11 protein-coding genes are annotated in these 13,245 nt (G+C 43.5%); 7 read left to right on the top strand and 4 right to left on the bottom strand.

From position 1 onward, the window contains the following. Nucleotide 1: 1 nt before the first annotated feature. From BZA03_RS12660 to BZA03_RS12650, 3 genes are all read right to left on the bottom strand, one after another. Nucleotides 2-946 carry a M56 family metallopeptidase gene (locus tag BZA03_RS12660; RefSeq protein WP_012516824.1) on the bottom strand — a complete coding sequence of 315 codons (945 nt, stop codon included), beginning with the start codon at nt 944-946 and terminating at the stop codon, nt 2-4. A gap of 8 nt (nt 947-954) precedes the next feature. Beyond that, nucleotides 955-1,341, bottom strand: a complete 387-nt coding sequence (locus BZA03_RS12655) for a BlaI/MecI/CopY family transcriptional regulator (protein WP_020742709.1) — start codon at nt 1,339-1,341, stop codon at nt 955-957. Between the two features lie 143 nt (nt 1,342-1,484). Further along, complete coding sequence (locus BZA03_RS12650) at nt 1,485-2,774, bottom strand: tyrosine-type recombinase/integrase (RefSeq protein ID WP_012516826.1); 1,290 nt, start codon at nt 2,772-2,774, stop codon at nt 1,485-1,487. A gap of 682 nt (nt 2,775-3,456) precedes the next feature. On the opposite strand from BZA03_RS12650, the gene BZA03_RS12645 reads away from it, so the two are divergent. Then, entirely contained in the window at nt 3,457-3,912 is a 456-nt protein-coding gene (locus BZA03_RS12645) for a hypothetical protein (RefSeq protein WP_232362794.1), read from the top strand. Between the two features lie 180 nt (nt 3,913-4,092). Here BZA03_RS12645 and BZA03_RS12640 read toward each other — a convergent pair whose 3' ends face one another. Next, nucleotides 4,093-4,902, bottom strand: coding sequence for an HAD family hydrolase (locus tag BZA03_RS12640; RefSeq protein WP_014975408.1), 810 nt, complete (start codon nt 4,900-4,902; stop codon nt 4,093-4,095). Between the two features lie 538 nt (nt 4,903-5,440). Between BZA03_RS12640 and BZA03_RS12635 the strand changes: the two genes are divergently transcribed. Genes BZA03_RS12635 through BZA03_RS12610 form a run of 6 tightly spaced genes read left to right on the top strand, consistent with a single transcriptional unit; the run spans nt 5,441 to nt 13,242 of the window. Next, entirely contained in the window at nt 5,441-6,403 is a 963-nt protein-coding gene (locus BZA03_RS12635; protein ID WP_375342586.1) for a methyl-accepting chemotaxis protein, read from the top strand. A gap of 56 nt (nt 6,404-6,459) precedes the next feature. Beyond that, entirely contained in the window at nt 6,460-6,825 is a 366-nt protein-coding gene (locus BZA03_RS12630; RefSeq protein WP_014947933.1) for a response regulator, read from the top strand. 37 nt (nt 6,826-6,862) lie between these two features. Then, nucleotides 6,863-8,956 carry a chemotaxis protein CheA gene (locus BZA03_RS12625; protein ID WP_110288973.1) on the top strand — a complete coding sequence of 698 codons (2,094 nt, stop codon included), beginning with the start codon at nt 6,863-6,865 and terminating at the stop codon, nt 8,954-8,956. Further along, nucleotides 8,953-9,456, top strand: a complete 504-nt coding sequence (locus BZA03_RS12620; protein ID WP_014947935.1) for a chemotaxis protein CheW — start codon at nt 8,953-8,955, stop codon at nt 9,454-9,456. The genes BZA03_RS12625 and BZA03_RS12620 overlap by 4 nt, the downstream gene beginning before the upstream one ends. 51 nt (nt 9,457-9,507) lie before the next feature. Beyond that, a complete protein-coding gene (locus BZA03_RS20665; protein ID WP_110288972.1) occupies nt 9,508-12,408 on the top strand; it encodes a methyl-accepting chemotaxis protein in 2,901 nt (966 codons plus the stop codon). A 3-nt stretch (nt 12,409-12,411) separates the two neighbouring features. Further along, nucleotides 12,412-13,242 (top strand): CheR family methyltransferase, encoded by an 831-nt coding sequence (locus tag BZA03_RS12610; RefSeq protein ID WP_014947937.1) that lies wholly within the window; start codon nt 12,412-12,414, stop codon nt 13,240-13,242. Nucleotides 13,243-13,245: the final 3 nt, after the last annotated feature.

Genomic DNA, 13,245 nt, shown 5'->3' with positions numbered 1-13,245 from the left:
TTTAATGGCTAAACACCGTTTCAATAAGATGATGAACACCGTCTAAAGAAGTCATACATAGAAAAAATAATGCAATGGCAAAAGAGAACGCTACAGTCTTATTGATAGGTGACAACTGCAACCTACCCAAGAGGAAATAGATGCGTTGCTCAAGGACATCTGCTCCGAAATTTACAACTAAAGCGCTTGATTTAAGTATGTCCTCTTGCGCATTAAGCTTTGCAACTTTAATTAAAGTGCTTGCAACGAATATCCGGTCAATTCCTTCTTCTAATACAGCATTGTCTGCATCTTGTTCCATAGCCAACACCATCTGTAGAGTTAGTAATCTTGCTACTGGTGCAAAATAAAATGAGACCAAAATACTAAAAAGCCACTTTTTCAGGGGATCATTATTTACAACATGCGCTCTTTCGTGCTTTAAAATGACATCAAGTTCTTCGGGAGTAACCTCATTCAAAAGCCCTGTAGTTATGAAGCATTTCTTGCTCCGTATTCCAGAGGTAAACGCTGCAAATTTAGGTATCTCAACTTCATATACCCCCCGGCTTAAGTTTTTTGAGAGGCAAGTTAGCAAGCTCACCTCCTGTCTATGAAGCCATAGCTGTCTCGTCTTTGAAGTCAATACAAACATCATGTAAGAGAGCAGGAGTATTATTGTAACTGCATGCCAACTAAACCAGTTGAAATCTGATATATGATGCCAATGAGCATATTGTTTAGTTTCAAATATGCTTGAGTAGACATATATATCAAGTAAGTAAAGACAGACTAAAATGCTCATTATCCATGGCATTGAAACACAAAACCAAAGCAGAGCTTTCCTTGGTTTTAACTGAACAGATGTTAACTTTTGTCCTAGTAAAGATACGCCAATAGACACAACCAAATTAGTTATTGCGAATGCAATAGTAAAAATTGCTAGCAGGTTGAAGAATATTGTCATTATTTTACTTAATCCTTGTTCACTGACTTGAGCTTTTTTTGCTCTTCTATAAGTTGCTCTAGTTTAGTTAGTTGGTCGACACTAAATTCACTTGAGATGGAAGAAAAAGCTGCGATAAGGCTGCTATCGTCGCCAGCAATAAAGTCACTAGCAACTGACTTTATAAGCTGTCCGATCAACTCGTATCTCTCGACTTTTGTGTTATAGATATATGCATGCCCCTCTTTTTTTCTGGCTAGAAGTCCCTTTTTGAAAAGGCGATCAAGTGTACTCTGGTAGGTATTTAAGCTTCCTCCCCTCACATTTATGAAATGCGAATAAACTTGCTTTACATCAACATCTTTGTGCTTCCATAAATAATGTAGAACTAGCTTTTCAAGTTCACCAAGATTCATATTCGCCGCACCCTTTTAAAAAACCGATTAACGATAGGTATTATACATAGAGAGTACCGACCGGCAATCGGTTTTTATCTCAGTTTTTTTCACTTCATCGTTAGGCGGAACTTATTAATAATATTATCTCACTATATTTTGCACTAAATACACCCACGCTTTCTCAACTCCTCAGCCCATTCTTTAAAGCGTTTTTCGTCGCGCTCTGCGGTCTTTGCACGTCTGTTCAATGTTTTCTTAGACAATGCTTTGGGCTCTTCTTTGTCAAATGTTACTCCAGACAAAGCATCGGCAAACATTTCCGGCTTTACGTGACTATAGTGCTGCTCGATCATTGCTGTACTGGTTCCACATTGGCGCGCAATTACGTCCATGCTGGTTCCGTTGAGAAGCTGCCACGTAATGTAGGTATGTCGAAGAGAGTATAGCGTTCGCGGTCCTCTGGGTGACTCTTTTAATCCCGAACTTTGGAGAGCTTTCTCAAATGCCTTACCTAATTGCTTTGTGGGTTCACCATTTGCTAGCAAAAATAGTTTTTGGTTAGGTGTACGCAGTGGAAAACGTTCTCTGAGTCTAGTTAAAGCACCAATCACATCACGTTTACAAACTACTTTACGAGGGCCTGTATATTTTGTTGTTTTACCTTTGGTGATGTGAATGAAGAATTGAGCTTTAGACCCTTGCGTTTTTATTTCGATGTCCTTCCACGTTAAGGCGTCCATTTCCGTTCCGTGTCTAATACCAGTATTTATTGTTATTTCACAATAATCATAAAGTAACTCACAGATCTGACGAGTTTTTTCACTATGGGCATTAAATTCTCTTTCTAGTATTGCGTCCAATACAGCTTCGTATTCCTCTTCCGAAAATGCAGAGCGGCGTTTGCCTGCTTCACCTTTAGATGAAAGAACAGGTACTTGAGCGGCGATCATCCATTTTTGCTCAATAGCTTCTTTAAAAACGAGCTGAAGAGCAGCATTGTGAGTTAATAATGTAGAGGAGGCTGGAGACTTCTTCATCCGCCCTTTACGCCACTCATCAAATTTAGATATTTCTTCTTGGTCAATTGAAGTAATAAATGTCCGTGAAAAGTAAGGTATGTGGTAGTTTTCTAAAGCTCGAATATAGTCTTTATAGGTGCGTTTACCGCCCCCGTGTTCTAGTTGCTCTTCAAGCTTTTCGATGACGCGGTCAGCTACGTCTTTGAATCGCTTACTTTGGACTAGTGTGTTATTTTCGTGTCTAATTTGGTGGTCTAAGAAGATTCGATGTGCCATGGCGATAGCTTCGTCTTTATCTTTCTTCTTAGTTGATTTACAGAGCCATTTTTTGTGGTTGGTTAGTATAAATCGCGCGTACCAGCGTTCACTGTTATCTTGTTTAAAGATATACAGCTCATCGTTTATGTCGTGTCTTTCAGTCTGTTTTGCCATAGCGCCAGTAAAACAGAAAAGAGTTCTTTTTGCAAAGAATTTGCAAAGAAATTAAAAGTTGCTTATTTTCAAAGGGTTAAAGTGGTGATTTGCATTGAAAATCCGCGTGTCCCTGGTTCGATCCCGGGTCGAGGCACCATTATTCAGAAAGCCCTGCATGAAAATGCAGGGCTTTTTTGATCTCGGCGGTTGAAAAACACAGGCACACGCTAACGTGCCCCTGCGGCTGCGCCGCGCGTTGCAATCCCGGGTCGAGGCACCATTATTCAGAAAGCCCTGCATGAAAGTGCAGGGCTTTTTTGATTTCGGCCAACCAGCCCCGAGCTTTCAATTAAATCCGGTTTTTCCAAAAACTATTCTGATAAAAGTTATTTCTCTAGTGCTTTAACCATCCAGTTATGCCAAATTCTGCGTTAATACATACGAAAGGGTACTTAATTTAGCGAGTGGTGCACTTATTGACTTTTAATCTAAGTAACTTGATGCACTTAATCGTCGAGGTTTGATTTAATGCGTCTTGTGTCTTGTGTCTTGTGTCTTGCGTCTTGCGTTTGGAGTCTTGTATGAGTTATGACTAGACTTTCGTTATAGATTTTCACAATTTAAATTAAAAGGGAGTTTAATTACGATGCTTAAGTATATTCATAGTTTTCTGTTTTCGAATAAAAGCCATCGAGTACGTGTGAAGTCGCCAATTGTATTTAAATTAGGTGCTTATGTAACATTCTTCGTGGTTTCATCTATTGTATTTTCCGGTTCTACCTTAGCAAAAACGGTTTGTAGTACTGAAGTGATAGAGGAAAAAGGCACCCCTACTCTCAGTTCTGGGCTGATTGATGCAATGTATGAAGCAATTAGCACTAACACGTTTGCCCTTGACGAACCTTATACTTTGATAAGTAAGAAACATTTCTGTACGGGTGTAGGTAAGTCTAATAAAGGAACCGAAAGCTCTTTGGAAACCTTTAACAGTGTTCCAAATCCTGATCCAGCTCCGAAAGGAGGTGATAAGCAAACAGTCAAGCAGACTAGAGCTGATGGAACCAGGGAGTGGACTTATACATATATGAATGGAGTTTGGGTATTGACTGGATACAAATACACACCTTTGCCTGATGCTGATAGTTTGGATCCATAATTGACCGGCTCCAAATAAATGGATTCACGATATAGATGAATTCGGGCATGATTATGCCCCCTAGTGGGGCTTATCGATGAAATCGAAATGAACAGATAGTTTCCAATATTAAGCAGCATGAAGCGGGGCTGAAAGGCCAATTAACACCTCAAGTCATTGATGATGACGAACACACAAGCGCTAAGACATCTGTACCAAACTTAAAAACTCTTGAAGCGAAGACACATGGAATTGTGCCTTTGGTGACTTTTTAACGCCCGGTCGAAGTATCTGAACCGTTTTCATACCTAAACTATTACCCGCACTAATTTCTGACTCCTCACTGTCTCCAATAACCCATACCTCACTCGGAGCTGTATTGTATTTTTTGGCTATGATGTCGAAGTAGAATGCTTTGCCTTTTCTAGGCGGGTTACCTGGGTCATCGTAGTAAATGTCTTCAAAAGCACCTTCAACGCCCAATTGGCGAATTTTCGAATGTTGAAATTTTTGGAATCCAGAAGTTACAAGTATCTTCACCCCTTCAAACGCATGAACTAAATGAGTGTCTTCATAGCCTTCAATAGGGTGGGCAATACTCAACTGCGAAAAGTACGCATAACTCGCAGATTTTGAATGCTTAGAGAACTTATATTTTTCAACAATATAGTCCAAAGGTTTACGCCAAAAATCCAGACGCATTTCTTGTCTCATAGAGGGAGTTAAATCGTTACTTTTATCTGACTCGATGACATCGAATAGAGGTAGCAATATGTCTTCACCTACACTATTGCCCGGAGCTAAGCAGTTGTCGAAATCAAAAATAATTAATGGCATGTATGGATAAATTACTAGGGAGTGGTGTGCACCATAGTCGCACATGAATGTTTCGATTTCAGAAAGAGCAACCTGCATAGTCGCGTACTTGTCGCATAGTGGAATTACGCCAAATACTCTGAAAACAAGCCTGATAAGAACTAGTTTGCGCTTTTTAGACGCAGTTAAAGCCAAAAAACGCTTTTTTAATAAAAAACTTATGCATGTTCTTGCCTACTTTTCAAAATGGGTACTACGCTTACTTCATATGTAAAACGCAGCGAAATATAACGTTGTTACTTTTTAAAAGAGGTAACGCGCCATTGCTCTGTGTTTTAAAGAGATAGTTTTTGGCTTAACACCTGTGATTTTAAGCGGAGTGAGAAACTTCGAACTGTTAATAATGATAGGAAGCTAGCTGCTTCGTTCAACTGCCTTGTCTGAAAGAAGCAACCGGCAGTTGAATGTTCAGGGTGAAACTAAGCCGCGCGTAATTCTCAAGGAGAGTTTTTTGTCAGCTAACAACACATCTTCAAATCAGCAGAGCGCAGTAAACACCATATTTGCTATTTCAGGTATTGGAGTTATCGCTTCGTGGGTGCTCTACTTTTCAGTATCGGCGTTAGCCGCTCTCGCTGTGCTAACCGGCGCAGTGGTGATTTGTGCCCTTATTCACTCAAAAAATAACAGCGAAAGCGACGAGATATACCCGACAGAGAATAGTGCTGCGGATATGGCGACAAGCAGAAATACTGATATTGAAAAAGCCAGTGAGGGGTTAAGTGTTTCACTTGGCACTTGTGACGCCAATTTATCGGACATCAAATCGACGCAGGATGACGCAGTAGAAACTTTGTCTCACGCCTTTAGCAGTTTGAAATCACTAGTTTCTCAACAAATTGAGTGTATTGAAGATCTGTTAAGTGTGGACGAAGCGCATACGCAGTCTTACTCCGACCGAATGCGTAATTTCGCCCGCGAAACCGATGGAACACTAACGCAATTCATTGAATCTACAGAACAGATGTCGTCGTCGACAAAGCACCTAATGGAGCAAGTGCAAACCATTCAACAGGCCATGCCTACGGTAATTGAAGCACTGAGTGGTATTGATGACATCGCTGCACAAACTAATTTACTTGCTTTGAATGCGGCTATAGAGGCGGCGCGAGCAGGTGAGGCTGGTCGTGGCTTCGCTGTTGTTGCTGATGAAGTCAGGGCGCTCTCAACTCGCTCCACTCAGTTTAGTGATGTGATTAAAACCCAGGTCGAGAACATAAGAAGTCTGGTAGATAAGCTCACAGACACCGCTGAATTTGTAGCGTCGCAGGATATTTCTCAGGTGGTTAATGCTAAATCACATATCAGTGAGCAGTTGTCTGAGATTATCAAGAAAGCAGAGGCTGACCTTGTAACCACAAAACAGATTGAAGACATTGGCTCTCAGCTTGACGAGTCGATAAATGCGGCCATTCGGGGTATGCAGTTTGGCGATATCAACGGCCAACACATTCAGTATACCCAAGATATGATCAAGTTCATTTTAGAGCAGTTGGCGACGTTAGATGTCAACAATATCGAGCGTTTCGTCAGTGCATTAAACGAGTACCAAAAAGGACTCGCTGCGAAAGGGAAAAATGACCACAACCCTGTGTCTGCAACATCTATGGACGCTGGGGAAGTCGAATTGTTCTAGCTAAGCAAGGAACAGCAAGCACAGTCAGTAATGACCTACTTTGGAGAAGTGAGCATATGAGCAAACACATTTTAGTTGTAGACGATTCAGTATCTATTCGTCAGATGGTAGAGATGACCCTCAAAGGCGCAGGCTATACTGTCACGACAGCCCAAGACGGGCAAGATGCGTTAGATAAATGCAAAAGTCAGCAATTTAATTTTGTTTTAACCGATCAGAATATGCCACGAATGGATGGCCTTACGCTTATAAAAAATTTGCGCGGTTTGGGGACTTACAGCAGAACGCCTGTTGTTATGCTTACTACAGAAGCAGGCGACGATATGAAAGCAAAAGGTAAAGCCGCTGGCGCCACAGGCTGGATGGTAAAGCCTTTCGATCCAAACAAGCTTCTTGATGTAACGAAGCGCGTGCTGGGCTAAATCGCCCACCCACTCCTAAAATCTGGAAGGATTCGGAATGAGCATCGATATAGAACAGTTTCATGGCGTGTTTTTCGACGAGAGCGATGAGCATCTCGACGATATGGAACAGCTATTGATGAGTTTAGATGTTGAATCCCCTGATCCTGAAGAGCTAAATAGCATTTTTCGCGCTGCCCATTCGATTAAAGGTGGCAGCGGTATTTTCGGTTTTGATGCGTTGATGAATTTAACGCATGTGATGGAAAACTTGTTAGATAAAGCCCGCAACAATGAGCTTAGTGTTACCGCTGACATTGTAAATGTGCTTTTAGAAACTCTCGATGTTTTAAAAGACACGCTTAACGCCTACCGCGATGAGACCCCCGTACCAGAAGACAGTATTGCCGAGCGCATTAAAATTCTAAATGGCGTAATCAACGGTCAATATACAGACCCAGCCCCCGGCGATGGTGACGATTCTTCAGAAGTAAGCGTGAATGCGCAAAACGAAAGCGCTCAGGACGACAGCTTTGGTTTCTTTGACGATGAGCCTAATAGTGCTATTGAAGCCGCTGACGACAGTTTTGGTTTTTTCGACGACGAGCCAGTTAACGAAGTGCTCTCTCACGGCGACAACACTAAAAGTGAGAATAATGACGATGACGGCTTTGGCTTCTTCGATGATGAAATATCGAATAATACCGTCGACGCACAAACTGAAACGACTAAAGCCGAAACAGCTGAAGTAGAGCAGGGTTTCGGTTTTTTCGAAGACGCACCGTCAGCTACCAATATCAATACTTCCCCAGAAATTGCGAGTAGTAATAACGCGCAAAGCGCGAGTACTCAATTAAATACAGCAACAACATCTAACAATGATAAAGCGCCAACAAGTGGCGTTGCCCCCACGACAACACAAGCCAAAACGCCACCAAAACCGCCAGCGAAAAAGAGCACCGCCCGTGAATCGGCCTCTATTCGTGTAGACACCACTAAAATTGATGCCATGGTTAACTTAGTCGGAGAGCTGGTTATCACCCAGTCAATGCTGTCTATGATAGGGCAAGACGTTGAAGGGCAGGTTGGCGAACGGTTGCAGCTAGCTATTGATGAGCTGCAGCGAAACACCCGGGAAATTCAAGAATCAGTGATGTCTATGCGCATGCTCCCGCTAACCGCAACCTTTAATCGTTTCCCGCGCTTAGTAAGAGATTTGGCAGGTAAGTTAGGTAAGCAGGTAGAACTGGTACTCCAGGGAGGCAGCACGGAAATTGATAAAAGTTTAATTGAAAAGATTGTCGACCCCCTTACCCATCTCGTTCGCAACAGCATCGATCACGGCATAGAAATGCCCGACAAACGCGTCGCTGCTGGCAAGCCAGAAAAAGGCACGGTTATTCTAAGTGCCGAGCAGAAAGGCGGTAGCATCATTATCAGTATTATTGATGATGGCGGTGGTCTTCACCGCGACAAAATTCTCGATAAAGCGCGAAGTAACGGGCTCACCGTATCTGATGACATGCCTGATTCAGAAGTATGGCAGCTTATATTCCAACCTGGGTTTTCAACTGCCGAAGCCATTACCGATGTATCGGGAAGAGGGGTAGGTATGGATGTGGTGCGCCGCAATATCGAATCGATTGGCGGTCGTATCGATATCGAGTCTAGCGCCGGTGAAGGTTCAGCGTTTTTCATTCACCTGCCGCTTACGCTAGCCATAGTTGATGGCATGTGTGTGTCGGTGGGTAAGCAAATCTTCGTGATCCCACTTTTAAATATTATTGAATCCTTCCAGCCTACTAAGCAGCAGCTGAAGACCTTGGGCAACGACACCGTTCTCCATATACGAGATCAATACTGGCCTTTGGTGCCCCTCTACGACTTCATGGAAGTAGAGGATGCCGCGCTTTCTCCCACAGAAGGCATTGTAGTGTTGCTTGAAAGCAGTAAAAAACGCTTTGGTGTTTTGGTTGATGCACTCGTCGGTCAGCAGCAGGTGGTGATTAAAAGCTTAGAAGAGCACTACCGTAAGGTGGCTGGAATAGCGGGGGCAACCATTATGGGCGACGGAAAAGTCGCACTTATTATCGATGCAGACTCCATTGCTACAACGTATACCTCCAGTCAAATAGAGGAGTTACTTTCATGAGTGAAACTGCCTTGCATCAAGCGGTTACCGGCGGACAGGACAAAGAATACTTGAGCTTTGTGCTTGGCGATGAGCATTACGCCTTGGACATCACCACAGTAAAAGAAATTAGAGGATACGAACAAGTCACTAAGATTGCGAATGCGCCAGCCTTCATAAAAGGCGTGATTAATTTGCGTGGTGACATCGTTCCTATCGTGGACTTGCGCATTAAGTTTAACGTAGGCGAGGCCACATATAACGACTTCACAATAGTGATAATGCTGAATATTCAAGAGCGTATTGTTGGCATCGTGGTAGATGGTGTATCCGATGTTATTCGCTTGTCTGAAGAACAAGTACTTCCGCCACCAGAGTTTGGCGTAGCTTTTGACAGCAGGTATCTACACGGTTTAGCTGATGTAGATGAAAACATGGTCATTCTGGTGAACATAGAAAGCTTAATAACCAGCGAAGAGCTGGGTTTAGTCGCACCTGAGAGCGTAAAAGACGACGCGTAGTTACAAGGTCCTTCACTAAACGGAAACACCTGACATTGGGAAATATTAGTTATGGGCGTATTTAATTTTCTGAACGGCGAAGAGTTAAAAATAGCGAAGCACGACTCGCTATTGAAGTCGAATATTCTAAAGGCCAGTGCCTCAAACTTGTTGGTTATCGACAAGTCGGGGGTTATTCACTACCACACTCCCGCATTCCTGCGAATGACAAAGGCCTACCCTAAGGACTTTACTGTTCACGATGGCGAGTCTTCACTATCAGGAAAGCACATAGACGACATTGCAAATGGGGCAAGCGCTTCAGAAAACCTGTCCTATTTACTTACCCATACTTCGGGCGATAAGCACCTCGTTTCTCTTGCTGAGCACGGCTTTTGTGTAAGTGCATCTACAATAACGATAGACGAGAATGGCACTCAGCTTTATGTCACCGAGTGGCAGGACAACACTGAAAATAAACGCAACAAAGGTATGGTCGATGCCATTATGCGAAGCCAGGCGGTGATATCGTTTACGACAGACGGAGAAATCTTGTCGGCCAACGATAACTTTTTATCCGCAATGGGCTATAGCGAAAGTGAAGTGGTGGGAAAGCATCATCGCATTTTTGTCGACAGTGATTATGCTCAAAGCGAAGAGTACCAGCAGTTTTGGAAAAAGCTAAAAAGCGGCGACGTACACAGCGGTGAGTTTTGCAGAATTAACAAGCAAGGCGAAGAGGTGTGGATCCAAGCGACCTACAACCCAGTATTTGATGACAACGGTGACGTAGATTACATCATCAAGTTTGCCTCTGATATTACAGAGCAAAAACAAAAAAATGCTGACTACGAAGGGCAGATTACGGCCATTAATAAATCACAGGCCGTTATTGAGTTCGATCTAGAAGGTAATATTCTTAACGCCAACGAAAACTTCCTCGCCGCAATGGGTTACAGCCTTTCTGAAATTAAAGGGCAGCATCACAGCATGTTTGTTGACCCAAGCTATAAGTTAAGCGCTGAATATGCTGCTTTTTGGCAAAGCTTAAAAGCCGGAGAGCACAGTGAGGGTGAATATAAACGCATTGCAAAAGGTGGCAGGGAAATATGGATCCGCGCATCGTACAACCCCATTTTCGACAGCTCGGGTAAGCCATTTAAAGTCGTTAAATTTGCCACCGATGTAACGCAAGACAAGTTAAAAAATGCGTATTTCGAAGGACAAATTAACGCTATCAGTAAATCTCAGGCTGTGATCGAGTTTGATGTCGACGGCACTATCATTACTGCTAACGACAACTTCCTCAACACCATGGGCTACCGACTAGACGAAATCAAAGGTAAACATCACCAACTATTTGTGGATGAAGAAACCAGACAGTCAGAGTCGTACCAGCGTTTTTGGTCTGAACTTAAAGAAGGTAATTTCTTCTCAGGAGAATTTAAGCGCGTAAGCAAAGCAGGAAAAGCCGTTTGGATCCAAGCTTCTTACAACCCTATAGAAGACATGAATGGCAACCCGTTTAGGGTGGTCAAATACGCGACAAACATTACCGAAGAGAAGTTGAAAAACGCCTACTTTGAAGGTCAGTTAAATGCCATTAGCAAGTCACAGGCTGTCATTGAGTTTGACCTTGAGGGGGTAATTTTAAACGCAAACAGCAACTTCTTAGCCGCGATGGGATATACCCTAGATGAAGTGAAAGGAAAGCATCACAGTATTTTTGTGGACCCTGCTTTCAAAAACAGTCCTGAATACGCAGCATTCTGGGAGCAATTGCGCCAAGGCGTTTACGCTAGCGGAGAATACAAGCGTTTCAACAAGTCAGGAAAACCAGTTTACATTCAAGCCTCTTACAACCCAATCCTAGACCAAAACGGCACACCGTTTAGAGTCGTGAAATATGCCACGGACGTGACAGGAAGAACTTTAGCGGTAGAAAGTATTAAGTCTATTATGGCAAGTCTGACAGACGGTGATTTACTGAAAACGATAGAAGAGCCATTAGAAGGTGACTTCAAGGTGCTTGGCGAATCTATTAATCATTTTATTGGTGAACTGCGCGACACCATAGTGAAAATTCACACCGCTGTGGAAACCATCGATACGGCTTCAAATGAAATCGCCACCGGCAACGCCGATTTGTCTAGTCGTACCGAACAGCAAGCGTCTAGCTTAGAAGAAACAGCGTCAGCCATGGAAGAGTTAACGGGCACAGTGAAGCTGAACGCAGAGAATGCCGATCAAGCAAAAGGCTTGGCAAGCCAGGCATCAGAAGTAGCATCAGAGGGCGGAAAAGTCATTGAACAAGTAGTGCATACCATGGGTGAAATTAACGACTCTGCCCAGCGTATATCTGACATCATCGGCGTTATTGATGGCATTGCTTTCCAAACTAACATACTCGCACTGAACGCAGCAGTTGAAGCTGCAAGAGCGGGCGAGCAAGGTCGCGGGTTTGCCGTTGTTGCCTCTGAGGTGAGAACGCTAGCGCAGCGCTCTGCCGAGGCGGCAAAAGACATAAAGGCACTAATTTCTGCGTCGGTCGATAAAATTGGTGATGGCAACGTGTTGGTGAATAAGTCTGGGGAAACCATGGCCAACATCGTCACTGCAATTAAACGCGTTAACGACATTATGTCTGAAATTGCAGCGGCATCGTCTGAGCAAGCCACCGGAATACAGGAAGTGAGCAATGCGGTGGTTCAAATGGACGAAATGACTCAGCAAAATGCTGCGTTAGTTGAACAAGCAGCAGCAGCTGCAGACAGTATGAGACAGCAATCGGGTGAACTAGCCCAACGGGTGTCTGTGTTCAAAGTGGGAAGTAGTCGCAAGCCCACTCAGAATGCTGACATTCAGTCGCTAAACGGCAGCAAAGCATTACCTAAAGAGCGTGAAGTGCCCAAGCAGCGAATGAAAGCGCTGAACCCAGCGGAACCAGATGCGTCAGATTGGGAGGCGTTTTAGTGTATGACCGCTCTACAAAGCACGGATGCGCAAAGGGAATTTCCATATAGCCGAAGAGATTTTGAACGGGTTAAAAGCCTGCTGTTCAAACAAGCCGGAATTAACTTAGCTGATTCAAAAGATGCGATGGTATACAGCCGCCTTGCCAGGCGGCTGCGTGCACTAGAGATACACAGCTTTAAAGAGTACTTAGCGTATGTAGGAAGCTGTAAAGATGAAATGGAACACTTCATTAATGCGCTCACTACTAACCTCACGGCTTTTTTCAGAGAGCCACATCACTTTGACGCACTCGCCAATTACCTGACAAAGCGACCTCAAACCAAGCGTATTTGGTGTGCCGCAAGCAGCACTGGCGAAGAGCCTTATAGTATTGCAATGACAGTAGCGTCGGTGTTTGGCACCTTTACTCCCAATGTACAAATACTTGCCACTGATATCGACAGTAAAGTACTGCAAAAGGCTCGGGAAGGAGTGTATGCCCAAAACAGTATCAGCCAGCTCTCTTACGATTATAAAACGCAATTTTTCTATAGGGGAAAAGGCGCACAAACCGGAAGAGTAAGAGTAGTGGATGAGCTGAGAAAAATGGTGCAGTTCGAACCACTAAATTTGATGTCGCCAAACTGGTGTGTAGATGCGCCAGTGGACGTGATTTTTTGCCGTAACGTCATGATTTATTTCGATCGACCAACGCAGCGCAAAATTTTAGCGCGCATGGTTAAATTGATGTGCAATGACGGGATGTATGTCGCAGGGCACTCTGAGAACTTCACGATGTATCCTGAACTGGTCGCTCCCATGGGGAAAACCATTTATCGGCCAGTCGTTTAAAAG

The organism is Alteromonas sp. I10, assembly GCF_003201515.1.
Taxonomy (GTDB): domain Bacteria; phylum Pseudomonadota; class Gammaproteobacteria; order Enterobacterales; family Alteromonadaceae; genus Alteromonas; species Alteromonas macleodii.
This window is presented reverse-complemented; position numbering and strand designations above follow the sequence as displayed.